Annotated in this window: 28 protein-coding genes; 13 read left to right on the top strand and 15 right to left on the bottom strand. The window is 37.0% G+C overall.

The window, feature by feature from the left end:
• The first annotated feature begins 450 nt into the window (after window positions 1-450).
• Window positions 451-1,134 carry an MgtC/SapB family protein gene (locus BG05_RS07440; protein WP_002034530.1) on the top strand — a complete coding sequence of 228 codons (684 nt, stop codon included), beginning with the start codon at window positions 451-453 and terminating at the stop codon, window positions 1,132-1,134.
• Between the two features lie 95 nt (window positions 1,135-1,229).
• On the top strand, window positions 1,230-2,225 hold the full coding sequence (locus tag BG05_RS07435; protein ID WP_003192106.1) for a potassium channel family protein: 996 nt from the start codon (window positions 1,230-1,232) through the stop codon (window positions 2,223-2,225).
• Here the strand turns inward: BG05_RS07435 and BG05_RS07430 are convergent.
• Window positions 2,212-2,625, bottom strand: a complete 414-nt coding sequence (locus tag BG05_RS07430; protein WP_002131278.1) for a YugN-like family protein — start codon at window positions 2,623-2,625, stop codon at window positions 2,212-2,214. The two genes, BG05_RS07435 and BG05_RS07430, sit on opposite strands and share 14 nt — an antisense overlap.
• 108 nt (window positions 2,626-2,733) lie before the next feature.
• The gene (locus tag BG05_RS07425) at window positions 2,734-4,086 is read right to left on the bottom strand and encodes a glucose-6-phosphate isomerase (protein WP_002015845.1); all 1,353 of its coding nucleotides are present in this window, start codon (window positions 4,084-4,086) and stop codon (window positions 2,734-2,736) included.
• Window positions 4,087-4,367: 281 nt separating this feature from the next.
• Between BG05_RS07425 and BG05_RS07420 the strand changes: the two genes are divergently transcribed.
• Window positions 4,368-4,601: a DUF378 domain-containing protein gene (locus BG05_RS07420; RefSeq protein ID WP_002089278.1), complete on the top strand. Its 234-nt coding sequence runs from the start codon at window positions 4,368-4,370 to the stop codon at window positions 4,599-4,601.
• Between the two features lie 112 nt (window positions 4,602-4,713).
• Here BG05_RS07420 and yugI read toward each other — a convergent pair whose 3' ends face one another.
• From yugI to BG05_RS07405, 3 genes are all read right to left on the bottom strand, one after another.
• On the bottom strand, window positions 4,714-5,058 hold the full coding sequence (gene yugI, locus BG05_RS07415; RefSeq protein WP_002015848.1) for a S1 domain-containing post-transcriptional regulator GSP13: 345 nt from the start codon (window positions 5,056-5,058) through the stop codon (window positions 4,714-4,716).
• Window positions 5,059-5,310: 252 nt separating this feature from the next.
• The gene (locus BG05_RS07410; RefSeq protein WP_016127725.1) at window positions 5,311-6,501 is read right to left on the bottom strand and encodes an aminotransferase; all 1,191 of its coding nucleotides are present in this window, start codon (window positions 6,499-6,501) and stop codon (window positions 5,311-5,313) included.
• Window positions 6,498-6,995 carry an Lrp/AsnC family transcriptional regulator gene (locus BG05_RS07405; protein ID WP_002129688.1) on the bottom strand — a complete coding sequence of 166 codons (498 nt, stop codon included), beginning with the start codon at window positions 6,993-6,995 and terminating at the stop codon, window positions 6,498-6,500. The genes BG05_RS07410 and BG05_RS07405 overlap by 4 nt, the downstream gene beginning before the upstream one ends.
• Before the next feature lie 333 nt (window positions 6,996-7,328).
• Here BG05_RS07405 and BG05_RS07400 point away from each other — a divergent pair, with 333 nt between their 5' ends.
• Both BG05_RS07400 and BG05_RS07395 read left to right on the top strand, forming a co-directional pair.
• Window positions 7,329-8,291: a 2-hydroxyacid dehydrogenase gene (locus BG05_RS07400; RefSeq protein WP_002129689.1), complete on the top strand. Its 963-nt coding sequence runs from the start codon at window positions 7,329-7,331 to the stop codon at window positions 8,289-8,291.
• Window positions 8,292-8,553: 262 nt separating this feature from the next.
• Window positions 8,554-9,393, top strand: coding sequence for an alpha/beta fold hydrolase (locus BG05_RS07395; protein ID WP_002034539.1), 840 nt, complete (start codon window positions 8,554-8,556; stop codon window positions 9,391-9,393).
• A gap of 215 nt (window positions 9,394-9,608) precedes the next feature.
• Here the strand turns inward: BG05_RS07395 and BG05_RS07390 are convergent, their stop codons facing one another.
• Entirely contained in the window at window positions 9,609-9,860 is a 252-nt protein-coding gene (locus BG05_RS07390; RefSeq protein ID WP_002015854.1) for a YugE family protein, read from the bottom strand.
• Between the two features lie 117 nt (window positions 9,861-9,977).
• Here BG05_RS07390 and BG05_RS07385 point away from each other — a divergent pair, with 117 nt between their 5' ends.
• Window positions 9,978-11,078, top strand: a complete 1,101-nt coding sequence (locus BG05_RS07385; RefSeq protein ID WP_003192117.1) for a MalY/PatB family protein — start codon at window positions 9,978-9,980, stop codon at window positions 11,076-11,078.
• Window positions 11,079-11,195: 117 nt separating this feature from the next.
• On the opposite strand, the gene sodC is transcribed toward BG05_RS07385, so the two are convergent.
• Together sodC and BG05_RS31015 are read right to left on the bottom strand one after the other, a co-directional pair.
• Window positions 11,196-11,735 carry a superoxide dismutase [Cu-Zn] gene (gene sodC / locus BG05_RS07380; protein ID WP_016127724.1) on the bottom strand — a complete coding sequence of 180 codons (540 nt, stop codon included), beginning with the start codon at window positions 11,733-11,735 and terminating at the stop codon, window positions 11,196-11,198.
• Between the two features lie 68 nt (window positions 11,736-11,803).
• Window positions 11,804-11,980: a hypothetical protein gene (locus tag BG05_RS31015; protein WP_041867982.1), complete on the bottom strand. Its 177-nt coding sequence runs from the start codon at window positions 11,978-11,980 to the stop codon at window positions 11,804-11,806.
• A gap of 165 nt (window positions 11,981-12,145) precedes the next feature.
• Between BG05_RS31015 and kapB the strand changes: the two genes are divergently transcribed.
• Window positions 12,146-12,529 (top strand): kinase-associated lipoprotein KapB, encoded by a 384-nt coding sequence (kapB, locus tag BG05_RS07370; protein ID WP_001209324.1) that lies wholly within the window; start codon window positions 12,146-12,148, stop codon window positions 12,527-12,529.
• A 40-nt stretch (window positions 12,530-12,569) separates the two neighbouring features.
• On the opposite strand, the gene kapD is transcribed toward kapB, so the two are convergent.
• On the bottom strand, window positions 12,570-13,193 hold the full coding sequence (gene kapD / locus BG05_RS07365; RefSeq protein WP_002034559.1) for a 3'-5' exonuclease KapD: 624 nt from the start codon (window positions 13,191-13,193) through the stop codon (window positions 12,570-12,572).
• A gap of 290 nt (window positions 13,194-13,483) precedes the next feature.
• On the opposite strand from kapD, the gene BG05_RS07360 reads away from it, so the two are divergent.
• A complete protein-coding gene (locus tag BG05_RS07360; protein ID WP_002129696.1) occupies window positions 13,484-14,809 on the top strand; it encodes an ArsB/NhaD family transporter in 1,326 nt (441 codons plus the stop codon).
• A 71-nt stretch (window positions 14,810-14,880) separates the two neighbouring features.
• Here BG05_RS07360 and BG05_RS29295 read toward each other — a convergent pair.
• Both BG05_RS29295 and BG05_RS07345 read right to left on the bottom strand, forming a co-directional pair.
• Window positions 14,881-16,211 (bottom strand): IS3 family transposase gene (locus BG05_RS29295; RefSeq protein WP_087944740.1). Its coding sequence is split into 2 segments (ribosomal slippage): window positions 14,881-15,824 and window positions 15,824-16,211, totalling 1,332 coding nucleotides; the frame shifts between segments, so codons are not numbered across the junction.
• A gap of 201 nt (window positions 16,212-16,412) precedes the next feature.
• A complete protein-coding gene (locus tag BG05_RS07345) occupies window positions 16,413-16,880 on the bottom strand; it encodes a hypothetical protein (RefSeq protein ID WP_002015861.1) in 468 nt (155 codons plus the stop codon).
• 118 nt (window positions 16,881-16,998) lie between these two features.
• Between BG05_RS07345 and BG05_RS07340 the strand changes: the two genes are divergently transcribed.
• Complete coding sequence (locus tag BG05_RS07340) at window positions 16,999-17,712, top strand: DNA alkylation repair protein (protein ID WP_002015862.1); 714 nt, start codon at window positions 16,999-17,001, stop codon at window positions 17,710-17,712.
• Window positions 17,713-18,057: 345 nt separating this feature from the next.
• On the top strand, window positions 18,058-19,434 hold the full coding sequence (locus tag BG05_RS07335; protein ID WP_002015863.1) for a glycine--tRNA ligase: 1,377 nt from the start codon (window positions 18,058-18,060) through the stop codon (window positions 19,432-19,434).
• Window positions 19,435-19,470: 36 nt separating this feature from the next.
• On the opposite strand, the gene BG05_RS07330 is transcribed toward BG05_RS07335, so the two are convergent.
• The gene (locus BG05_RS07330; protein WP_002034550.1) at window positions 19,471-19,854 is read right to left on the bottom strand and encodes a hotdog fold thioesterase; all 384 of its coding nucleotides are present in this window, start codon (window positions 19,852-19,854) and stop codon (window positions 19,471-19,473) included.
• 96 nt (window positions 19,855-19,950) lie between these two features.
• Here BG05_RS07330 and BG05_RS07325 point away from each other — a divergent pair, with 96 nt between their 5' ends.
• Window positions 19,951-20,694: a DUF3298 and DUF4163 domain-containing protein gene (locus tag BG05_RS07325; protein WP_002129698.1), complete on the top strand. Its 744-nt coding sequence runs from the start codon at window positions 19,951-19,953 to the stop codon at window positions 20,692-20,694.
• A 50-nt stretch (window positions 20,695-20,744) separates the two neighbouring features.
• On the top strand, window positions 20,745-21,338 hold the full coding sequence (locus BG05_RS07320; RefSeq protein WP_002015867.1) for a biotin transporter BioY: 594 nt from the start codon (window positions 20,745-20,747) through the stop codon (window positions 21,336-21,338).
• A 45-nt stretch (window positions 21,339-21,383) separates the two neighbouring features.
• Here BG05_RS07320 and galU read toward each other — a convergent pair whose 3' ends face one another.
• Window positions 21,384-22,271 (bottom strand): UTP--glucose-1-phosphate uridylyltransferase GalU, encoded by an 888-nt coding sequence (gene galU, locus BG05_RS07315; RefSeq protein ID WP_002015869.1) that lies wholly within the window; start codon window positions 22,269-22,271, stop codon window positions 21,384-21,386.
• Between the two features lie 152 nt (window positions 22,272-22,423).
• Window positions 22,424-24,148, bottom strand: a complete 1,725-nt coding sequence (locus BG05_RS07310; protein ID WP_016127723.1) for a phospho-sugar mutase — start codon at window positions 24,146-24,148, stop codon at window positions 22,424-22,426.
• A gap of 143 nt (window positions 24,149-24,291) precedes the next feature.
• On the opposite strand from BG05_RS07310, the gene cdaS reads away from it, so the two are divergent.
• Window positions 24,292-24,897 (top strand): sporulation-specific diadenylate cyclase CdaS, encoded by a 606-nt coding sequence (gene cdaS / locus BG05_RS07305; RefSeq protein ID WP_002129703.1) that lies wholly within the window; start codon window positions 24,292-24,294, stop codon window positions 24,895-24,897.
• Between the two features lie 167 nt (window positions 24,898-25,064).
• On the opposite strand, the gene pepA is transcribed toward cdaS, so the two are convergent.
• On the bottom strand, window positions 25,065-26,549 hold the full coding sequence (pepA, locus tag BG05_RS07300; RefSeq protein WP_003192132.1) for a cytosol aminopeptidase: 1,485 nt from the start codon (window positions 26,547-26,549) through the stop codon (window positions 25,065-25,067).
• Window positions 26,550-26,636: the final 87 nt, after the last annotated feature.

Genomic DNA, 26,636 nt, shown 5'->3' with positions numbered 1-26,636 from the left:
AACATCTTCATTTTTCGATGTCAACTATGTTTTTCAATTTCTTTTTTGTCGTTTTCTGCGTTTCTGCATCAGCGACGTTTATTAATATATCATGTGAAAAAATGAAATGCAACACCTTTTGAAAACTTTTTTGAAACCAACTACATTTCTTTTTTAATATCATATACTTAAACGAAACATCTCTTTCATTTCTAAGTAATTCCTACATATATTCTATAGAAAGTCACTCTGTCAAAAAACGTTTCTTTCTATCTATATAAAGTGAAACTTTAATCAGTGGGGGGTATTCATCCCCCACTGATTATTAGCCTTCACCAATCGGGCATGTACGGGCAGTCGTCCCCCACCTAACTTTCTCGCATTCGGCGAATTTTGAGGCGGGGCTTACTGCCCGCAAATAGTGGGATAAACGTTTTATTCATATACCATATCATACAAGGAGGAATATACATGGACTACACCGACTTATTAATAAAACTAGGTCTCTCGGCTATTTTAGGATTCGCTATCGGTTTAGAGCGCGAATTAAAACGTAAACCACTCGGCTTAAAAACGTGTTTAGTTATTTCTATTATTAGTTGCCTCCTAACCATTGTTTCTATTAAAGCAGCTTACAACTTACCACATACCGATCATATGAATATGGATCCACTTCGACTTGCCGCTCAAATTGTATCAGGAATTGGTTTTTTAGGTGCCGGTGTAATTTTACGCAGAGGAAACGATAGTATTGCGGGGTTAACGACCGCCGCTATGATTTGGGGTGCTTCTGGTATCGGCATTGCCGTTGGAGCTGGTTTCTATATCGAGGCTATTTTCGGAATGTGTTTCCTTATGATTAGTGTAGAACTTATACCATTAGCGATGAAATACGTCGGTCCTAGATCATTTCGCCAACGTGATATCGCAGTGAAACTCGTTGTACGAAATATGGACAATATCCCGACCGTAATTGAAGAAATAAAAGAAATGGATATAAAAGTTAAGAACATGAAGCTCAAAACATTGGAAAATGGTTCGCACTATTTACATTTAAAATTGTCTATCGATCAAAAAAGACATACTGCTGATGTTTATTATGCTCTTCAGCATCTTGAAAGTGTTCAACAAACTGAAGTTGAAAGTATGTATTAATTATGAAATGAACTCTCTTTTTAATTAGAGAGTTTTTCTTTTTTCTATAATGGTAACAATGAATGTAGTCCTGAAAAGTAAGGAGGAATAGGAACTTGAAATCCCGTCCGAATTTAGTAGATACATTTCGTGATTCCATTATATTTCGTTTAATTTGTTTTATTATTGTACTTACTACCTTCTCCGGCTTTCTTATACATATATTAGAGCCATCTCACTTCACCACATGGTTCGACGGGGTTTGGTGGTCAATCGTTACCATTTTCACCGTTGGATACGGCGATTTCGCCCCTCATACAACGATAGGAAAACTTATTGGTATATGTATTATTTTATTAGGAACGGGATTTTGTTCTTATTATATGGTTCTATTCGCTACCGACATGATTAATAAACAATATATGAGAATTAAGGGTGAAGCAGCTGCTACCTCTAATGGTCATATGATTATCGTTGGCTGGAATGAGCGTGCAAAACATGTTGTAAAACAAATGCACATATTACAACCGGACCTTGATATCGTTTTAATTGATGAAACACTTTCTTTACTTCCAAAGCCATTTCATCATTTAGAATTTATAAAAGGTTGTCCGCATCACGATCAAACTTTATTAAAAGCTAACATTACAACAGCTCACACTATATTAATAACAGCGGATAAAGAGAAGAACGAAAGCTTAGCAGATACACAGTCCATTTTAAATATTTTAACCGCAAAAGGACTTAATCCAAACATTCACTGCATCGCTGAACTTCTTACTTCTGAACAAATCCAAAATGCAACGAGAGCTGGCGTATCAGAAATTATAGAAGGAAATAAATTAACGAGCTATGTATTTACCGCTTCTCTTTTATTCCCTTCCATTTCAGGTGTACTATTCTCACTTTACGATGAAATCTCTGATAACAAATTACAACTGATGGAGATTCCCCCGTCCTGCACCGGACAATCCTTTGCAAATTGTAGCTATACTCTTTTAAAGCAAAACATTCTCTTACTAGGTGTAAAGCGCGACGAACAATATATGATCAATCCAGTTCATTCTTTCATTCTCATCGAAAGCGACATACTCATCGTTATTCACCATTAAAAAAATGATTTTCTAGTTCTTGTACCAATACTTTACCAATATTGACATACTTTCTTTTCACATCTCCATCTGGATCTTGCGGCTCCGCAAATTGATCCAATCCACTCGTTCCAGCTGTTAAAGCATTAACATTATCATCTAGTTCGTCTTGATATACGTGCGAAAGAATATACGGTGTTTCAAGACGGACTATTACACCAGGCACATCTAGTTCCCCATCCACCGCTGTAAATGGTACGCGTAAAAATTGATACCCTTCTTCTTCGTCGATTTTATAATCAAAGCATCCTTTATCATAATCCCAATTACCGCCAATACTATATCCAAGTGGTTTCATAACCTCTTCTAACTTATATAACGCATATGTACATCCTTCTAATTTTGATTGAATCGGAATCAAGCCCATCCCTCCTAGACTTTTCCTTTAGCATACCCATTCTAGTTTGAATATACCGATGTACCTTTCAATAAAATAATAAAAAGCGACCGGAGACCCGATCGCTTTTCATTATTTTAAACGCTCTTCTAATTCTGCTTTTAATTCTTCAAATCCTGGTTTACCAAGTAAAGCAAACATGTTTTTCTTGTATGCTTCTACTCCTGGTTGGTCAAATGGATTTACGCCTAATAGGTAGCCGCTCATCGCACATGCTTTTTCGAAGAAGTATACAAGGTAACCGAATGTGTACTCATTTAATTCAGGGATGTTTACGATTAAGTTTGGTACTCCGCCATCGCTATGTGCAAGTAATGTACCTTCGTATGCTTTTGTGTTTACGAAGTCTATCGTTTCACCAGCAAGGTAGTTTAATCCATCTAAATCGTTGTCGTCTAATTCGATTTTTAGTTCGTGTGTAGATTTACCTACTTTAAGAACTGTTTCGAATAGGTCACGACGACCTTCTTGAATGTATTGACCTAATGAGTGTAAGTCAGTTGAGAAGTTTGCTGAAGATGGGAAAATACCTTTTTGATCTTTTCCTTCACTTTCACCAAATAACTGTTTCCACCACTCAGAGAAGTAGTGAAGTGCTGGCTCATAGTTAACAAGCATTTCAATTGTTTTCCCTTTATTATATAGAGCATTACGAACTACTGCGTATTGGTAAGCTGGGTTTTCTTCAAGTTCTGATTTCGCGAAATCATTATGGCCAGCAGCTGCACCTTTCATCATCTCTTCAATGTTTAGGCCACTTACAGCGATTGGCAATAAACCTACTGGTGTTAATACAGAGAAACGACCGCCAACATCATCTGGAATAACGAACGTTTCGTAGCCTTCATTATCAGATAATGTTTTTAAAGCACCGCGCGCTTTATCTGTAGTCGCATAAATACGTTTGCGTGCTTCTTCTTTTCCATACTTTTCTTCTAATAATTTACGGAAAATACGGAATGCGATTGCAGGCTCTGTTGTTGTACCTGATTTGGAAATAACGTTAATAGAAAAGTCTTTACCTTCTAGTACGTCCATTAAATCTTTCATGTAAGTGGAGCTAATGTTTTGTCCAACAAATAGCACTTGTGGAGTTTTACGTTGTTCTTTAGAAAGCGTGTTATAGAAAGAATGGTTTAACATTTCAATTGCTGCGCGTGCTCCTAGGTAAGAACCACCAATACCTACAACAAGTAAAATGTCAGAGTCATTTTTAATTTTTTCTGCGCATTTTTGAATGCGAGCGAATTCTTCTTTGTCATATTGAAGCGGAAGCTCTACCCACCCAAGGAAATCGTTCCCAGCTCCAGTTTTTTCGTGGATTGCATGATGTGTTACTTTTACTGCATCACGTAAATAAGTTAGTTCATTTTCACCGATGAAGGATAACGCTTTAGAATAGTCGAACGTTACATGTGTACTCATCTTTTTCCCTCCAATTATGTATATGTATTTCTGTATTCACTTTAGCGAAACTAAAGTTGTAAATCAAGCGATTCAACAATTGTAAACGTAACCATTATTTATTTTTTAGAAAAAGTTCATTTTTTGCATAAAAATTCGAATTTTTCGGTATAGATGTATATACATCGTTTTTCGTACATTTTTCATGTATAAAAACAACAAAACTATACCATTCTATAAAGGAGTTAAATTTTCTTATTAACTCCTTGCTTGCTCACGCTTCACATTAAGGGGGGCTTTTCATGAGTACCTTGCAACGTATCGCATTAGTCTTCACTGTAATCGGCGCTGTTAACTGGGGACTGATCGGGTTCTTCCAGTTTGACTTAGTAGCAGCTATTTTCGGGGGACAGAAATCAGCTCTTGCACGTATTATTTACGGCATCGTTGGTATTTCTGGGCTTATCAATCTCGGCTTACTATTTAAACCATCCGAGAATCTTGGTACTCACCCAGAAACACATGAAATTCAATAGTCAGTATGTCTTTTTCGCCTCCGACATACGAATATGATTGCATGCAATCATATTTGCAAATATATATATCATAAGTCACAGTAAAAGAGGAACGCTCATATGCGTTCCTCTTTTACTTTATTACCTCCGACTCTTCAATCCATTCTGCTAGCTTTTCTCGCAGTGTATTAAATCCGTTCTCTGATGGATTCGGTATAAGAATTCGTCCTTGCTTTCTTTTCGCCGCTTTTAACGATAAACTCATTTTTCTGTGTTCTTCATCAATTGAAAGTACTTTTACTTCTACTGTATCTCCGACCTTTAAAAAGTCATGAATGTCTTTTACATACCCATTTGTGATTTCAGATATATGCACAAGTCCTTGTGTTTCTGCATCCAAAGCTACAAATGCACCGTAATCTTGAATTCCAGTTACTTTCCCTGTTACAACCACTCCCGTTGTATATTGTTCTGACATGTGAAACACTCCCATACGTTTACCATTTTCTCTACAATTGTAAATAGCAAAGCAGATGTATTTATTGTTAAATATCCGATTAGTGGTAAGTATCCTAAGTAAAACACCGAGGATACTCCCACCTTATATTAGTAAATTATACCACTTTGATAGAACTCATTCAAAATTCACGAAAAAATTTCCTGTAATACGTATAATTCTCCAATATTAGGATAGAATACTAACACATGGCTTTCTAGTATTCCCCCCCTTTTATGGACAAAACGTATTGTGTTTTGTCCTTTTTTTATTCTCTATGAACCGTTCCATTCTCTTCATTGCTTCCATAAGTTGCTCAAGCGATGTTGCATATGAACAACGAATAAATCCTTCACCACTCCCGCCAAACACATTTCCAGGAACAACAGCCACTTTTTCTTCTAATAATAATTGTTCTGCAAATTCTGCTGAAGATAGTCCGGTTGAAGCTATAGAAGGGAAGACATAAAATGCCCCGCCTGGCACATGACATGTTAAGCCCATTTCATTGAAAGATGTCGTCATAAAGTTACGACGTTTTTTATAGCTATCTCTCATTCGAATTACTTCATCATTTCCCCCGCGTAATGCTTCAAGTGCTGCAAATTGAGACATCGTCGGTGCACACATCATTGAATACTGGTGGATTTTGAGCATTAATTCTGAAAATTGAACAGGGGCTGCAATCATCCCAAGACGCCATCCCGTCATGGCAAACCCTTTTGAAAATCCTGAAATTAAAATCGTATGGTCACGCATATTTTTAATACTCGCGAAACTCGTATATGCTTCGTCGTATACGAGCTCTGCATAAATTTCATCCGATAACACGATTAAATTATACTTCTCAACAATAACAGCTAGCTTTTCTAATTCGGATTTATTTAACATTGCGCCTGTTGGGTTATTGGGAGAACAAAGTAATATTGCCTTTGTTTTCGTTGTAATAGCTGCTTCAATTTGATCTGGCTGTACTTTAAATTCATCTTCTAATGAAGTCGCCACTGGAACAGGGGCCCCGCCCGCTAACGTAACAAGCGGTGCATACGAAACGAAACTTGGTTCAATAATAAGTATTTCATCATCAGGGTTTACAATAGCACGCATCGCTACATCTAGCGCTTGACTCGCTCCAACTGTAACAATGATTTCATCATTCGGATCATAAGATACTGCAAATTGTTTTTTTAGATACTTTGCTATTTCTTGACGGAGCTCCAATAATCCTGCATTTGCTGTATATGACGTATATCCTTGTTCTAAAGAACGAATACATGCTTGCCTTACATTCCAAGGTGTAACAAAGTCCGGCTCTCCCACTCCAAGTGAAATAACACCTTTCATACTTGCCGCTAAATCAAAAAACTTTCGTATACCGGACGGTTGTAAAGATTCTGCTACTCTAGATAGGTCAAATTGCTTCACGGTGTCACCACAATTCTCTTATCATCATCTGTCTTTTCATAAATAATCCCCTCATGTTTATACTTCTTCAAAATAAAATGAGTTGTCGTTGAAACGACAGATTCAATTGTTGCTAATTTCTCAGAAACAAACATCGCTACTTCTCCCATCGTCTTTCCTTCTAATGTAATAGAAAGGTCATATGTCCCAGACATTAAATAAACGGATTTCACTTCTGAATAGCGATAAATTTGTTCAGCTACTGCATCAAAACCGACACCACGCTTCGGTGTAACTTTCACATCAATCATCGCCGTTAAACCAGTATGTTCTTTCACTTTTGTCCAATCGATATGTGTTACATAGTCCACGATAATCTTTTCACTTTCTAATTTCGCAACCATTTTTTTCACTTCTTCTACTTCTATATTTAACAACTTCGCTAATGTATCTACAGATAAACGACTATTCTTTTCAAGACAAGCTAATAATTCCAATTCTTTCTCTGTCACCATATAAATCATCCTTCCTTTTAGTTTCTGTCTAAATTATACAAATACTCTTTCCAGTTTGAAAAGAAGATTTTTTTTGAGAATTATGTCAAAATAAAGTGAAACTTTAATCAGCGGAATGCTCTATCCCGCTGATTATTAACCCGCACCAATCGGGCATTTACGGATAGTTGCTTTCCAACTTATATTCTTTGCCTTAGCTGTTCTTCAAGGCGGAAAGCTTACTGTCCGTTAATGCGGGATAAAGTGAAACTTTAATCAGTGGAATGCTTTATCCCGCTGATTATTAGCACACACCAATCCAGGTAAAGAGGAAAGAGGAAAGGGGATGGAACCGTGAAACCAAAAGTATATATTGCCGAACCAGTTCCAACATTTGTAGAAAACTATTTATCAGAACACTGTGATTTTGAAAAATGGGATCAAAATGAGAAAGTACCTCGTGATGTTCTATTAGAAAAAATAAAAGATAAAGATGGGTTATTAAATTTCGGATCTACTATAAATGAAGAGTTATTGCAGGTTGCTCCTAATTTAAAAGTAGTAAGTAACATTTCTGTTGGCCATGATAACTTTGATTTAAAAGCGATGGAAAAACAAAATGTTATCGGAACGAATACTCCATATGTGTTAGATGATACAGTAGCCGATCTCGTTTTCGCTCTTATGTTATCTGCTGGTCGCCGTGTTTGCGAACTCAATTCCTATGTAAAAAATGGTGAATGGAACGCTGAAATTGGAAAAGAACACTTCGGACTAGATGTACATCATAGTACGATTGGTATTATCGGAATGGGACGAATTGGAGAAGCTGTCGCAAAACGAGCGAAATTCGGCTTTGATATGAATGTCCTTTACTATAATCGTCGCCGTAAAGAAGAAGCTGAGCAAAAATTTGATGCTACATATTGTGATTTACAAACTTTAATCAAACAATCTGATTTTATTATTCTTCTTACTCCATTAACAGATGAAACGTATCATCTTATCGGTGAAAAGGAATTTTCACTAATGAAAGAAACAGCAATTTTCATTAATGCTTCTCGCGGGAAAACAGTAGATGAAACTGCATTAATTCATGCGTTAACAGAAAAGAAAATATTTGCAGCCGGCATCGACACATTTACACAAGAGCCGATTCAAAAAGAGAATCCGCTCTTATCATTACAAAACGTTGTAACTTTACCGCACATCGGATCTGCAACATTAAAAACTCGGCAGCAAATGGCAATGACAGCTGCTGAAAATTTAGTAGCAGGATTACAAGGAAAAACACCACCTAATATTGTGCGTGGGTAATTATAAAGTGAAACTTTAATCAGTGGGGGTTTTGTCCATCCCCACTGATTATCAGCCTTCACCAATCGGGCTTTTACGGGCAGTAGACTCCCACCTAACTTCCTCGCATTCGCCGAATTTTGAGGTGGGAGTCTACTGCCCGGCGAATAGCGGGATAAATAAGCGAAAGGCAAGATGACGATGTCATCTTGCCTTTTTTTGTTAACATATTTTGTTTCTTACCGGGAGATGATATGAACAAAAATCAATGGAGTGACAAAAAATGAACCATGAATGCAAATGCCCTTACTTCACTTTTTCCACTCGCGGGACTACTATTCATTACGAATTGTATGAACATAATACTAAAAAAGAACGACCTACTTTCGTACTCGTTCACGGCTTCCTCTCTTCCTCATTTAGCTATCGACGACTCATTCCTTTACTAACAAAGGAAGGTACAGTAATTGCCCTTGATTTACCACCATTCGGAAAAAGTGATAAATCTCATCTCTTTAAATATTCTTATCACAATTTAGCAGCTATTATTATCGATTTAATCGAACATTTATCTCTCTCGAATATTGTACTAGTTGGCCATTCTATGGGCGGACAAATTTCACTCTTTGTAAACCGACTACGCCCTGAATTAATTTCAAAGACGATTTTACTATGTAGCTCTAGTTATTTAGCACGCGCAAACTTACCTTTACTGTACTCCTCTTATTTACCGTTCTTCCACTTATACGTGAAGAACTGGATTATTCGAAGGGGCATCGTCCATAACTTAATGAATGTCGTTCATGACCATTCATTAATTGACAATGAAATGATGGAAGGCTATGCTGCTCCTTTTTATGATGATCGTATATTCCCTGCTTTAACTCGAATGATAAGAGACCGTGAAGGTGACTTATCTTCAACTGAATTACAAAAAATCGAAACCCCAGTATTACTCATTTGGGGTGAAAAAGATCGCGTCGTCCCTGTACATGTAGGACACCGTCTCCATAAGGACCTACCTAATTCAACTTTCATTTCTTACGAAAATACAGGGCACTTACTACCTGAAGAAAAGCCCGATCATGTTTATGAAGAAATTATTACGTTTGCGACGCAATAAAGTGAAGCTTTAATCCGTGGGAGGCTCTATCCCCACGGATTATTAGCCTTCACCAATCGGGTTTTTACGGGCAGTTTGATTTCTCGCCTAACCTCTTTGCTTCAACCTAATTTTGAGGCGGGAGTCTTACTGCCCGTTAAAACGGGATAAAGTGAAGCTTTAATCAATCAGCACAAATGAAAATAAACAAAAAGGCTGTCGTAAATTCCGACAGCCTATAACGAACAACTTCCGCCTTCTTTTAGTACGAGTAACTCTACTGCTAATTTTTCGCATTTTTCAAGTGCAGGTACTTCTTCAAAAGACATAAAGTATATATGTTGAATCTTCTTTGCGATGTATTTCGGATCATCAAACACACTTACGACGTTTACAACATCGCTCGCTTCTGTTTCATAAAACTCCGGTCCCATTTGAAACGGATCCCAATTTTTCACAACCTCAATCATTTTGTCATATGCACCCATCTGCTTCCCGCCTTTTCACTTTTTAATGCTTTTCTTTATCGTATCACATCAGCTATTCTATAAGAAGAGTGAGAATTTTCATAACTTAACAGTTTGACAGAAGAAAGGAGCAAACATATGCAACTATTTCATAAAACGGTAAATCGTCGCGGAACGCATAGTACAAAATGGGATACATATAAAAATGAAGAGCTCATCCACGCTTGGATTGCCGATATGGATTTTGAAGTACCAAAACCAATTCAAACTGCATTACAAAAACGCACAGAACATCCTATTTTCGGCTATACACTTCCTCCTGAAAATATTGGGGATATCATTTGTAATTGGACGAAAAGCCAATACAATTGGGAAATACAAAAAGAATGGATTGTATTTAGCGCAGGTATCGTTCCAGCTCTTAGTACGAGCATACAAGCTATAACGAAAGAAGGAGAAGCCGTACTAGTACAACCTCCTATTTATCCACCATTTTTTGAAATGGTCAAAACAAATAATAGACAATTATGTGAGAGTCCCTTATTTAAACAAGGTGTAAAACTAATGCTTCTTTGCAGCCCTCACAATCCTATCGGGCGCGTTTGGACGAAAGAGGAGCTAACAAAACTCGGTACGTTATGTACGCAATATAATGTAACCGTTGTCGCGGATGAAATTCACGCCGATATTATTTATAGAGGCCATACTCATACACCGTTTGCTTCCTTATCTGAAGAATTAGCAGCACGCACTATTACTTGTATGGCTCCGAGCAAAACATTTAATATCGCTGGATTACAAGCATCGATCATTATTATTCCGAATGAAAATCTCCGTAATGCCTTTATGTCTATCCAATATAGACAAGGATTCCACGGATTAAATACATTTGCTTATACAGCAATGCAAAGTGCCTATACAGAATGTAATGATTGGCTAAATGAAATTCGATTGTATGTTGAAGATAACGCTCAATTTGCTTGTGAGTATATTCAAAATCACATACCAGCTCTTTCTGTAATTAAACCAGAAGGTAGTTTTTTACTGTGGATTGATTGTTCCCACTTGGATCTTTCTCAAGATGAACGAACAGCATTGCTTGAAGAGAAAGGTAAAATCATCATTGAGCCCGGTGAGAAATACGGAACAGGTGGAGAAGCCCATATCCGAATTAACATTGGCTGTCCTAGATCTGTTTTAGAAGAAATTTTAAACAGACTACACCATACATTCTCATAACAAAAAAGGAGGCTATCCCAAAATGATATTGAGATAGCCTCCTTTTTTCGGTAAATCGATATAATTCCACTTACTATCATGCGGTTTTACAACAAAAGCTATCATTCACGGTAGCTTCTATTTTTTCTTCAGATCCGACGCTTTTTTTACGATAACACCGCAAGCAATTCGGCCGCCAGATTTACCAGTTGGTTGCGTCATACCATCATCAGCGTTTTCTGTAATAATAATAGACGCTCCATCTTTTCTATGAATCGTCGTTTTTCCTTCTTCAAGCGTTATATGCGGAGCATCGATTTCTGCTTTAATCTTTCCAGAACCATCCGCCACTACATTCGGTAAATCACCATTTTCCGCACCTTTCGGATTCAAGAGCCCATGTTTTTTATTATCTGGATTAAAATGATTCCCAGATGATTCGAAACTAGGCGCTTTACATTCTCCGATTTCGTGTACATGTATACCGTGTGGTCCTGGTGCAAAACCTTCCGCTTTAATCGTAATTTTCACTCCACTTGTTTGCTGAGCTACTTTTGCAGTCCCAACTTCATCACCTGAAGCATTATGTAATTTCACATCAATTTCTTTCGGCTTCCCTTGGTCACAACCCGCCATTAGAAATAATAAACAACAACTGAAAAAAAGCCGTCTTTTCATTCAATTCCCTCCAAAATGCTTTCTGCCCTTAGATTGTCCGAGCATAGAGGGAAACATACAAAAATGAATTACCGTTTCTTTTCAGCTAAAAGCTTTTCTTCTACTTTCTGTAATCGCTCTGCTTCTCGTTTTGATACATGAATAAACATACGCCACGTAGCAACCGCACCGATGATAAATAGAACGCAAACAATACCTGGAATAATATACTCCGTTTTATCTTCAGGGAAATATAAAGGCATCATAACGAACACTCCTTATTATAGGATTCGAAAAACATCAGAATTTTCTGTTATATATCTTTAAATTATAGTTGAACCAGTTCATATTCTCAAGGGGGCGTTCCGAAAGCGAATGATTTCTTTGACTCCTTCGCGCACTTTCCTTACTATAAACTTGAGGTGAAAAATATGAGAGAAACATTTGAAATTGGTGAAATCGTTACTGGTATTTATAAAACTGGAAAATACATCGGCGAAATTACAAATAGCCGTCCTGGCAGTTACGTCGTAAAAGTACTAGCTGTTTTAAAACATCCAGTGCAAGGTGATTTACATAATGTAAAACAAGCTGACGTACCATTCTTCCATGAAAGACGTGCTTTAGCTTTTCGTGAACAGACGAACATTCCAGAGCAAATGGTGAAGAAATATGAAGGAGAAATTCCGGATTATACAGAGTCACTAAAATTAGCATTAGAAACTCAAATGAATTCATTTTCTGAAGATGATTCACCTTTTGCGGGGCGTAGTCTAGAAACACTTCAGCAATTGAAGCAAGATTACAAACTTTAAAAAACAAAACGACCAAATTACATATTTTGCAATTTGGTCGTTACTGTGTACTCACTTTCTTTAACACTTTCGAAAAATCAACAAGTTCCCCTAATGTCGGAGGTGCTGGTTTGACTAAATACTCTTTATCTTTTTCTACTAACTTAAAAATATTATATGTCGTCATCGCATCATCAAGCGCACAATGATGCTTTCCTGTTCCTGCTTTTCCATACGCCTCAATTGCTTTCCACAGCCCTGTTTGATTTCTCTCTCCAAAAAACTTCTTATACTCAAGCGATAAATCACGACACTGTCCAAAGAATGGAAATTCTACTCCCGCCATTTCACAGTTATGCTTTAAGACTTTCATATCCATATTTCCCCACGTTACAATTGTCGGTTTACCACTCTTTTCATATTCTGCAAGTTTCTCAACAAGTTCATGAAAAGAAATTCCTTTGTCCACTACTTCCTGTTTAATTCCTAAAAATTTTTTACATCGATCCGTTAAAGACGGAAATGTTTTCGGTCTAATATGCGATGAATACGTATCTTCCACCTTACAACCAACAACTGAAACGAGTCCGACCTCAATAATTTCTGGGAAAAAACCTTTTGGCTTTTTTCTATGCTGGGGCATCGTAAACTCAAAGTCTAAAAACAAAAATCGTTGTTCATCCATACGATCCCTTCCTTATCATATTTGTCATTCCTTTCTATTTGACACTCCTACACGAACAAGCTCGAATGCTGATTCGATTTTAAATATTCAGATTGGATGTATCTTATATATATGTCAGATGCCCACAAATATTTTTAAAAATAAGAAAAAATGACCTATGCAGAAAATATGACAAAATAAACCCTTTCATTTACATCCGCCATTTTTCTACTTTATAATGACGTTATGTGTGTTTCATCTAGTTAATTTTTTGACACACTAAGAAAAGTGAATGAAAGGAGATGAGAGTTTTGCACGAAACAACGCAAGAACTCGCAAACTGGCAGTATTATTTCGCTATCGCAGTCTTTTTAATTACATATGCCATTATTATTTCTGAAAAAATTAACCGTGCTGTCATCGCACTTCTTGGTGCAGCATTCATGGTAATTGCAGGGGTCGTTGACTTACACAATGCCTTTACGAAACATATTGAATGGGGAACAATTACATTACTCATCGGTATGATGATACTGGTAAACATTACAAGTAAGTCAGGTGTCTTCCAATACGTTGCCATTAAAGCCGCAAAAGGAGCACAAGGAAATCCAATTAAAATTTTAATTTCACTTTCCTTACTTACCGCGCTTGGCTCAGCATTTTTAGATAACGTTACAACAGTACTTCTTGTTGTTCCAGTTACTTTATCTATTACGCGCATCTTGCAAGTAAATCCTGTTCCATATTTACTTTCTGAAATTATTTTTTCAAATATCGGAGGAACAGCAACATTAATTGGTGATCCGCCAAATATTATGATTGGTTCTGCAAATAAGCATTTAGATTTCAATGCTTTCTTATTCAACTTAGCACCTATCGTGATCATCATTATTGCTGTTACGGCAACAATGCTTTACTTCATGTACCGTAAGCAATTAATTGCTGATCCTGTACAAATTAAAAAGTTAATGAGCTTAGATGAAAAACAATACATTAAAGACCCAGTATTAATGAAGAAATCTTTAACAGTACTTGGCCTTACTATTGTAGGCTTCATGACTCATTCTATTTTCCATATTGATGCAGCTATCATCGCCTTAACTGGCGCTACTGTACTTATGTTAATCGGTGTGAAAGAACATGAAATTGAAGAGGTATTCGCAAGTGTAGAGTGGGTAACAATCTTCTTCTTCGCGGGACTATTCGTACTCGTTGGAGGACTTATCGATATCGGGCTTATCAAAATGTTAGCTCAAAAAGTAATTGGAATAACAGGCGGAGATATTTCTCACGCATCTATCCTTATTCTATGGGTATCTGGTATCGCCTCTGCAACAATCGATAACATTCCATTCGTTGCAACAATGATTCCACTTATTAACGATATGGCAGTTGGGCTAGGTTTATCACCTTCTGACGCACAAATTGACGTACTATGGTGGGCATTAGCATTAGGTGCTTGCTTAGGTGGAAACGGAACATTAATCGGGGCTTCTGCTAACGTAATCGTAGCCGGAATCGCAAGTCGTGAAGGACATAAATTCAGCTACATGGAATTCCTTAAAGTCGGCTTCCCAATTATGATCGTTTCATTAATCATTTCTCACATTTACATTTACTTACGCTATCTTATGTAGTAGAAAAAAGCGCCCTGCTCAGTGAACTGTACCCTATAAAATGGACAGTTTAATAAAAAAGCCCTGAAAAATCAAGCACTTAAAAGGTGGTTCCGATATTCGATCGGAGCCATCTTTTTTAATGTCCACTGATAACGATTATAATTATACTCCTCCATATAATCCTTTATGTTGAGCTCAAGGGATTCAAAGGTTTGACAATCTTTATAATCTAATTCATCTTTCATATGACCAAAAAAGGATTCCATTGGTGCATTGTCTAAACAATTGCCCCTACGGGACATAGATTGTCTGATCCCCATTTCTCTTACACGTTTCTGAAATTCAGGGTGTGTATAATGAATACCTTGGTCTGAATGTAGAAGCGCTTCAGGATGAATGACTTCTCCTAATCTCTCTTTCAAGTTATCTAATGTTTGATAGACGATATCCATTCGTAAAGAGGAAGAGACATGATAGGCTAAAATCTCTCGTGTTGCGCTGTCTTTTACACATGATAAATAAGCCTTCTTTCCTTTTCCATAAAATAAATAGGTAATATCCGTTAACATACTTTTTTCAGGCTCTTCTTGATTGAATTGGCGTTTTAAAAGGTTCGGACATGTTTTATGTTCTTGTGTCGCTTTTGCGATGTGTTTATAAGGATTCGCTCGGCGAATCTTTGTCACAAGGTTATATTTACGCATAATACGGTAAATACGCTTGAGATTCATACAAATTCCTTTTGTCTTTTCCAACACCATTTTGATAGAACGACCACCACATGTTTTCCCTTTTCGATTAAAAATTTCTTGGATCCATTCATAATCTGTTTCATCATTGCGTTCTTTTTCCAGCTGTTTATCTGTCTGATGAAGCCACGCATAGTATCCACTCCGACTTACCCCAGTCAGTGTGCAAAGGTAACGCACCATACGTGGGAATTGGAATCGACGTATGGTTTGTTCAATCAGTGTGTATGTTTCTCGTGGTGTTAACGCTTCTTCTGTAACGCCTGCCTTTCGAGTTCGTCTAACTTTTTTAGGAATGTCAATTCCGCTTCTAAAAACGCAATACGTGCTTCCGCTTTCTTTAATTTTTCATCAGAAGAGAGGGGTTTTTCCGAAGGGCGTCCCGTGCTTCCTTTCCCGCGGCGTTCTGTATAAAAGCCTTCCTCACCAAATTGTTCAAAGGTTCTTCGCCAACGTTTCAAGCATTGTTTTGGTTTCTTCTCACCGATCACAGCTAAGTCAAACCCATTCTCTAAAAAGATTTGGCTAGGACCTTTTCCTTGTTGATTTTCTTTTACCGCTCTTACTTTGAAATCTGAACAATAGCTAATCGAACGGTCCGACGCTTTTAATACATTTTTATTTTTTTCTAGCTGTTTCATTTGAATTTCGTTAAAAATAATTTTACCCATTCTCCGTACCTCATTTCTATCGTTGGTTCCATTATAACGAGGTTTTTTGATAAAAATACACAAAAACCCCGAATCATGGGGCTTTTTTTAAGTGTCCATGATTCGGGGTACAGTTCACAGCAGGGCGCTTTCGTTCTTTTTTCAGCATATCCGAATTATTATAGAACCAAATATATCGACCGCAGGGCAACTTTGATACGCCTACTCGTTATACCTCACCGGCTCATTCCGAATAATGAACAAATGAATCGGCAAGAAAACCGAAAACGTGATTGTATGAATGATCGTAAACAGTATGGAATTCGTTCCGTATCTATCCAAAATAGCATAGATAAGATAAATAGACAGTACAAGTGATACAGCTGTTGCTAATATATATAGAATTGGTACGAAATTAAAGATGAAGCATCCAACATATATGCCAAATACTTTCCACCCTGCTTCTTCTTTCAAGAAATCTGGTAATTTATCTTTCGCTAAATCACCCCATATCTTACTATTTATAAACGGAATAAAAGCAAGAACACCATCAGTTGCACCATCATTTTTCGCCATCGTATAAAGTGCAAAAGCTGTTAACAAATACGAAATAATTGCCCAAATTATTATAACAAGAATAAACGCAAAACTAAGAGCAAAGAAACCTGCTAGTACGCCTTGATCTTCCATCTTATCCTCTCCTCTCTCTTCTCAACATATTTCATTACAGTGCAAGTTATGTTTTAAAATTTAACCAAACTCTTTGTATAATAAGAAGAGAAAGATAATGAGAGAGGAGTACATACCTATGCATCCATTTGTAAAGGCATTACAAGAGCATTTTACAGCTCATCAAAATCCCGAAAAAGCAGAACCGATGGCACGTTATATGAAAAATCACTTCCCATTTCTCGGTATTCAAACTCCTGAGAGAAGACAGTTATTGAAAGACGTAATTCAAATACATACTCTCCCAGATAAAAAGGACTTCCAAATTATCGTGCGTGAACTTTGGGACCTACCAGAACGTGAATTTCAAGCTGCCGCACTCGATATCATGCAAAAATATAAAAAACACATAAATGAAACTCACATCCCATTTTTAGAAGAACTTATTGTCACAAAATCTTGGTGGGATTCTGTTGATAGCATCGTCCCTACATTTTTAGGTGCTATCTTTTTAAAACATCCAGAATTAATTTCTGCATATATTCCAAAATGGATTGCATCAGAAAACATATGGTTACAACGTGCCGCTATTTTATTCCAGCTAAAATATAAACAAAAAATGGATGAAGAACTCCTTTTCTGGATTATCGGACAACTACATTCCTCAAAAGAATTTTTCATTCAAAAAGCAATCGGCTGGGTCCTTCGCGAATATGCAAAAACAAAACCAGATGTAGTATGGGAATACGTTCAAACTAACGAGCTCGCTCCACTTAGTAAACGTGAAGCAATTAAGCATATTAAGCAAAATTACGGAATAAATAACGAAAAAATAGGCGAGACTCTATCCTAGATGGGCACGTTCCTCTATTGAGATTTAAAAAAGAACGTGTTAAAATATGTTCATTATTATTAATATAAGTAGCGATGACGGACTTATAAGTACTTGCATAAAAAGCGATTCAGGGATAGTGAAAGCCTGAAGCTGCGAGGAAACGGCAGTCTCGAGCAATACGTGATAAAGTGGATGCACATTTTGTGTATCAACTAGGGTGGAACCGCGGGCAAACGCTCGTCCCTAGGCGATTAAGCCTTGGGATGAGCGTTTTTTTATGTTTTTTAAAGCATATATTGCTCGTTTCCAAAGTACCTATCACGTCATCGCAAATACGTTAACTTTCAAAAGGAGGATTTTATTATGTATTCAATGGAACAAGTTGTAAACTTAGCGAAACATCGCGGTTTCGTTTTCCCTGGTTCTGAAATTTACGGTGGTCTTGCAAACACATGGGATTACGGTCCACTTGGAATCGAATTAAAAAATAACGTCAAAAAAGCTTGGTGGAAAAAATTCATTCAAGAATCTCCACACAACGTTGGTTTAGATGCTGCTATTTTAATGAACCCAAAAACTTGGATCGCTTCTGGTCACGTTGGTAACTTTAATGATCCAATGATCGACTGTAAAAAATGTAAAGCTCGTCACCGTGCTGACAAATTAATTGAAGATGCATTAGACGCAAAAGGTATCGAAATGGTCGTTGACGGTCTTACTTTCGACCAAATGGCTGACTTAATGAAAGAACATGAAGTAAAATGCCCAGATTGCGGTAGCCAAGAATTCACGGAAATCCGTCAGTTCAACTTAATGTTCAAAACATTCCAAGGTGTTACAGAGTCTAGCACAAACGAAATCTTCCTTCGTCCTGAAACAGCACAAGGTATTTTCGTAAACTTTAAAAACGTACAACGCTCTATGCGTAAAAAACTTCCATTTGGTATCGGCCAAATCGGTAAAAGTTTCCGTAACGAAATCACACCTGGTAACTTCACATTCCGTACACGTGAATTCGAACAAATGGAACTTGAATTCTTCTGTAAGCCTGGTGAAGATTTAGAGTGGTTCGCATTCTGGCGTGAAACTTGTAAAAACTGGTTACTTTCACTTGGTATGACTGAAGAAAGCATGCGTCTTCGTGACCACGGTGAAGACGAGTTATCTCATTACAGTAACGCAACAACTGATATTGAATTCAGATTCCCATTCGGTTGGGGCGAACTATGGGGCGTTGCATCTCGTACAGACTTCGATTTAAAACGTCATATGGAACACTCTAACGAAGACTTTAACTATATCGATCCACAAACGAATGAGCGTTACGTGCCTTACTGCATCGAGCCATCTCTAGGTGCAGACCGTGTAACATTAGCATTCTTATGTGATGCATATGAAGAAGAGCAATTAGAAAACGATTCTCGTACTGTTCTTCGTTTCCACCCTGCTTTAGCACCATATAAAGCAGCTATCTTACCATTATCTAAAAAGCTATCTGAAGGTGCTACTGAAGTATTCGCAGAACTAGCTAAAGACTTCATGGTAGACTTTGATGAAACTGGTTCTATCGGTAAACGTTACCGTCGTCAAGACGAAATCGGTACTCCATTCTGTATCACATACGACTTCGACTCTGTTGAAGACAAAGCTGTTACAGTACGTGACCGTGACACAATGGAACAAGTTCGTATGCCAATTAGCGAACTAAAAGGTTTCTTAGAGAAAAAAATCCAGTTCTAATTATAAAAAAGAGGCGCTCTATTGAGCCGCCTCTTTTTACTTTTCACGTTTTTCTTTAATTGCTACTGTACATCTTGATATACATAGTAACTCATCATTTTCATCAATGATGCGAATATCCCAAACCATTGTCGATTGTCCTCTATGTATCGGTGTTCCAATTGCTGTTACAATTCCATCTTGCTTTGAGCGAATATGATTTGCATTAATTTCTAATCCGAAACAAATACATTTTTCTTGATCAATTAAATTGTATGAACCAACACTTGCCACAGTTTCTGCTAATGCAACAGATGCACCACCATGTAAAAATCCAAACGGCTGATGCGTGCGTTCATCAACAGGCATTGTAGCAACTACTTTATCCTCTGTCATTTCTAACAACTCAATTCCAAGCGAATCCATTAAAGTTTTTGACATATCGTTTTCAACCTCTCTCACTTTAGATCAAATGTATAATTTTACCTGTTTAATTTCAAACTACCTATAACACTTATATAAGGAGGTTTCACCTAAATGAAACAGAAATTTTGTATACTATTGCTTATGTTCTCCTTGCTGACTATTGTACCAAATTGTGCAATAGCAGCCAAAGCATCCAACCTGACAATCAATGTTAAGACTGTAACGCAAAAAGGTAAGAAACCTTATATAGAATATCAAATTAATAGGCCTTCCTTTCACAACTTTTCTGATTCAAAATTTCAAAATAAGCTGAATTCCTATTACAAAAACTCTACTACTAAATTTAAAAGTAAATTAGAAAAAGAAGCGAAGAAATATTATGAGGAAACAGAAGGATCTAGCACACCTTTTCATCCATACGTTGCAAATGTTGACTATAAAGTAGCTTTAAACAAACCACCTTTCCTCAGCCTATATGTGAATTACTATCAATATACAGGCGGAGCGCACGGACTGTATACGTGGAAGGCAAATACATTTGATTTAAACGAAAAAAAATTATTACACTTAGACGATTTATTTCAACAAGAGGATAAATATAAAGAAATAATTCGCACAGAGATTGTAAGACAAATTAAACAAAATGAAAGCATTTATTTTCCTGATGCAGTCGAAAAAGTAACGAGCACTAAAAAGTTTCACTACTTTTTAGAACCGGATAATCTTGTAATTTATTTCTCTTTATATGAAATTGCTCCTTATTCAAGCGGAATTCCGCAGTTTCGTATTCCATACACATTGCTTAGAGACTATTTAAAGCCTTCTTATCAAAATATTTTGATTGACAACAAGTAAATATTTTCGCTACGATAATGTTAACCTAAACACAACTGGAGGTTAACATTATGAAGAAGCTTCATGTTTTAGATTTAGCATTAGCTGCCATGTTCGTCGCTCTTATGGCTATTGGTGCAAATATTGTATCGTGGGCACCATTCTTACAAATAGCGGGCATTCCATTATCTATGCAACCATTTTTCGCAATTTTAGCAGGTCTTCTTCTTGGGAGTAGACTTGGGGCATTATCAATGACTGTTTACATGCTTGTTGGAGTAGCAGGTGCGCCAATCTTCGCTAACTTCAAAGCTGGATTTGGAGCACTTTTAGATCCTACTGGTGGTTTTATTATCGCATTTATTATCGTTGCTTACGTATCAGGAAAACTAGTAGAACAAAAAGAACGACCAACATTCAGCACCTTTGCAATTTCTTCTTTCGTCGGAATCATTTTAACGTATATTATCGGTACTACTTATATGTACGGGGCAGTCAATATTTTCATGGGTGGTAATATGAGTTATAAAGCTGCCTGGATGATTATGATGTGGTTCGCAGTAAAGGATATTGCGTTTACAATTATCGGCGCTATTATCGCACCTCGCATATACTATGCTGTACGTCGTTCCGCTTATCAGCATTCTCATTCGACGATTTCATAATAAAAAAGGAGCTGTTCCTATAGGAACAGCTCCTTTTTTATTATATTAAGACTCTTGCTTCATTTGCTCGTCTAAAACTTTCTTCATCATTACTAGCATATCATCACGTAATTCTGGGTGTTGCAATGCCATTTCAATTGTCGTTTGAACAAATCCTAATTTTTCACCAACGTCATAACGCTTTCCTTCAAAATCATATGCAAATACACGTTGAATTTCATTTAAGCTTTGAATTGCATCCGTTAACTGAATTTCGCCACCCGCTCCAACTTGTTGCTGTTCCAAGAACATAAAGATTTCAGGAGTTAAAATGTAACGTCCCATAATCGCTAAGTTTGAAGGCGCAGTACCTTGCGCTGGTTTCTCAACGAATTTACGAACTTGATAACGACGTCCCTCTTGCTCTAACGGATCAATAATTCCATAGCGATGTGTTTCTGCTTCAGGAACAGTTTGTACACCAATAACAGAAGAAAGTGTTTTGTCATACTCGTCCATTAATTGACGTAAACATGGTTTTTCAGCTTGAACGATATCATCGCCTAATAATACTGCAAACGGCTCATCACCAATGAATTTACGTGCGCACCAAACAGCATGTCCTAATCCTTTTGGTTCTTTTTGTCGAATGTAATGGATATCTACCATTTTAGAAGAAGCTTGTACTTTTTCAAGTAACTCATACTTTTTCTTCTCTAATAAGTTTTGCTCTAATTCAAATGCGTTATCAAAATGATCTTCGATAGAGCGCTTTCCTTTACCAGTAACGATAATAATATCTTCGATGCCTGATTTTACTGCTTCTTCTACGATGTATTGAATTGTTGGTTTATCTACAATTGGAAGCATTTCTTTTGGCATTGCTTTCGTTGCTGGTAAAAAGCGTGTTCCTAATCCCGCTGCCGGGATAATTGCTTTTCTCACTTTTTTCATGACAAATACCCTCGCTTTTCATTCTAATTCTCTTAGTAAAGTGTAAATTTATAACACTCGCTCGTAATAATCCTCTACATCAAACAAAACTACAAGAAAAGAGGAGGCCGTTCTCCGTTCTCCTCTTTTCCTATCAGTAGCACTCTATTCTATTATAAACAATTCATAATATCTTCTTTAATAGTAAGTAACTTTTGTTCACTATTTTGTAAGGAATCATCTTGTACACCAAAGTAGAATTTAATTTTCGGCTCTGTTCCAGATGGACGTAAGCAGAACCAAGAACTATCTTCTAATTGATATTTTAACACATTTGATTTCGGTAAGTGAATCTCTTCCTTATTTCCATCTTGTAACGTTGTAATGATGCTTTCTTTATAATCCTCAACTGCAACAACTGTTAAACCAGCTACTTCTTTCGGAGGATTCTCACGGAATGTTGCCATCATCTTTTGAATCTGTTCGGCACCATCTTTTCCTTTTAACGTTAACGATACAAGGTCCTCACGGAAGAACCCATACTTCTTAAATACTTCTAGCAGACCATCGTATAACGTTTTACCTTGTGATTTGTAGTATGCAGCTACTTCACATGCAAATAGGACGGATTGCACCGCATCTTTATCACGGCAGAATGGACGGATTAAATAACCGTAGCTTTCCTCATAACCGAATTGGAATTCATATTGTCCGCTTTCTTCATACTGTTTAATTTTTTCACCGATAAATTTAAATCCAGTTAACGTATCAACTGTATCTAAACCGTATGCTTTTGCGATTGTACGGCCAATTTCAGACGTTACGATTGTTTTTAAAACAACACCGTTTTCTGGAAGCGTTCCGTTTTCCTTCTTTTGTGATAATAAGTAATCAAGCATTAACGCACCTGTTTGGTTACCAGTTAATACTTGGAACTCACCATCGTGATTGCGAACTGCTACACCTAGACGGTCTGCATCAGGATCTGTTGCGATTAACACATCTGCGCCTACTTTTTCACCGTCGCGAATTGCATACTCAAACGCTGCATGCTCTTCTGGGTTTGGTGATTTTACTGTAGAGAAATTTGGATCTGGTAACTCTTGCTCTTTTACAACTGTTACATCTGTAAATCCAACTTCTTCTAAACCACGGCGTACCGAAATATTTGATGTTCCATGCAATGGTGTAAAGACGATTTTTAAATCTTTTCCTACTTCTTTCACCATCTCTTTATTAATAATGACATTGTTCAATTCTGCTGCATAAGCATCATCTACTTCTTGTCCAATTATATGTAATAAACCGTCAGCTTTTAATTGCTCAACATCAGCAACTTCAACTGTTAATTCATTCTCTACTGCATTTACGTAGCTAATTAACTCATCAGCTTCCTTTGGAGGCAACTGGCCACCATCTTCACCATATACTTTATAACCGTTATATTCGGGCGGATTATGGCTTGCCGTAAGAACGATTCCACTTGCTGTATGTAAATGACGAACTGCGAAAGAAAGCACTGGTGTTGGACGTAAGCTTTCAAATACATATGTTGTAATACCGTGTGCACCAAGAGTAGCAGCTACTTCCATTGCGAATTCAGGTGATTTATGACGAGAATCATACGCGACAACAACACCGCGTTTTTTCGCTTCTTCACCTAGTTTTTCAATAAACATAGCTAATCCTTTTGTTGCTTTACGAACTGTATATACATTTAAACGGTTCGTACCAGCACCAAGTTCACCACGCATACCACCTGTTCCGAACTCTAGATTTTTATAAAAGCTATCCTCGATTTTCTTCTCATCTTGCTTCATGTTTTCTAGCTGTTCTTTTAATTCTGCGTCTAATTCTGCATATGAAAGCCAGCGACTAAATTCTTGTTTCCAATTCATACTTCCATCTCCTCTCGCCTGTCGTACCTTCATTATATGAAAAAAACAACCTGAATCTCAATATTTTTTAAAATCTAGCAGGATTTTACTATAAATATTTGTATACACTATGGTTAAATACTCCACCAAAGGGAATGAGGATTATGCAAGAATGGGGCTTGTCAGAAGAGCTCAAAATAAAAACAAAGCAGATGATTGAAATTGCTGAAAAAGAATTATCAAACATGAAGCATGCAATCGATAAAGAAGATGAATGTATTTTATGTAAAATGGAAGATATTCATCATATGTTAACAAATGTACAGACGTTAGCAGCTACATATTATATTCAAGCATATTTATCACCTTATACGGAAAGTTCACATTTCATCACTACAGCTGTCCAACATTTAAGCGCTCGAAAACACGGTGCTCTTATTATTGTGGAACGAAGTGACGCTATTGATTCTTTCATTCAAACTGGAACGACATTAAACGCACACTTAACCGCGCCACTACTTGAATCGATTTTTTATCCAGGGAACCCTCTTCATGACGGAGCCGTTCTCATTAAAAATAATCATATTGTCTCAGCAGCTAATATTCTCCCATTAACAAAAAGCATGGAAATCAATCCTGAGCTAGGAACACGTCATAGGGCTGCAATTGGCTTATCCGAGAAAATTGATGCACTTATATTAGTTGTCTCTGAGGAAACAGGGCGTACTTCATTCGCTTTAGGCGGGACGTTATATACGATTTCTTTATAGGACGAATCTTTCACTATGTAGCACTTTTTGAAACGGTAAAATAGTAAATGAAATTATATCAACGTAACTCCAAATATATCGACTTACCGACAAAAACTGACAATAGTCATACCATATCAATAAGAAAAGGCTATCCCAAAAATTTGAGACAGCCCTTTCTTCAAAAATTATTCTTCTCCGAAACGCTCAACAAGTGTTGCAAGTGTACGCACCATTGCACCTGTTGCTCCAGATGGTCCTAAATCATGTGCTCCTGATGTTTCAGATGTTCCAGCGATGTCTAAGTGTACCCATGGTGTTTCTTCTGCAAATTCACCAAGGAATGTCCCAGCCATAACCGCATGTCCTTCACGGCCTGGTGAGTTATTTAAATCAGCAAATTTACTGTTTTTGACACGTTCTTTATCACGTTCAAAAATCGGCAATTGCCAAATTGGCTCATCCGTTTCCATAGAAGCCTCTAACACTTGTTCAAACAATTCTTCATTATTTGTCATCGCGCCTGTTGTATGATTTCCAAGTGCAACAATTACACCGCCTGTTAATGTTGCAACATCAACTAAGTAATTTGCGCCAAGTTTCTTCGCATACGTAATACCGTCAGCTAACGCTAGGCGACCTTCTGCATCTGTATTTAATACTTCAATTGTTTTTCCGCTCATAGATGTAATAACATCATCTGGCTTAAATGCTGTACCACTTACAACGTTGTCAGTTGATGGAATAACAGCAATTACATTTTGCTCTGGACGAAGTTCACCGATGATCTCCATCGCGCCAAGAACAGCTGCAGCTCCGCCCATATCACCTTTCATACCAACCATGCCTTCACGTGGTTTTAAAGAATAACCGCCTGTATCATATGTAATCCCTTTTCCAACAAATCCAATTACATCTTTCCACTCTTCTTTTCCTTTATAAATAAGAGCAATCATTTTTGGCGGTTCAGTAGATCCTTGGTTTACTGCAAGTAATGCACCCATACCAAGCTCTTCCATCTCTTCTTTCTCAAGAACCTTATAATCCATATCGTATTTTTCTGCTAATTCAACTGCATACTCAGCAAGCTTTGTCGCTGTTAATACGTTTGGCGGCATATTTACAAGCGTACGAGCTGAATTCGTTGCACGTCCATGTACGTATCCTACAGTTAATGCTGCTTCAATTTCTTGTGCATCTTCTGCTGTAATAGCCGTAAACTTCTCTAATTCTACACGATCCTTTTTATCTGTTTTATACGTTTGTAATTCATATGTACCAAGACCTTGTACTTCTGCCGCAATATGAGCTACATCAATCGCATCTAATTTATCTGTCACGAAAGAATCAAGTAAGATTGCTGCATCTTGTACTTTTGCTGCTTGTAATGCTTTAAACGCCTTACCAAGAGCAGCACGTAACGTTTCCGTTGTATATGACTCTTTCTTACCTAAACCAACAAAATAATAACGTTTAACATTTGTTTTTGCTAAGCTATGTACTTTTGAAATGGCTTTCTTCTTAGTTGAAAGTTCTTTTTCTTCTAATAAAACTTGTAATTGTCCTTCAAACGCTTTATCCAGTTCTTGTACAAAGCTACTCTTTTTATCTTCTTCAAATAAGGCAACAATTACCGCTTCATGACTTACTAATTCTTTTTGTACTTGAAACATGTTCAGACCCCCTAAATTTCTCTACGTCCATTATAACTTTATTTTCGATAAAATGCGACAATTCTAAATTCTGTTATTTCATATAAA

The organism is Bacillus mycoides, assembly GCF_000832605.1.
GTDB lineage: Bacteria > Bacillota > Bacilli > Bacillales > Bacillaceae_G > Bacillus_A > Bacillus_A mycoides.
This window is presented reverse-complemented; position numbering and strand designations above follow the sequence as displayed.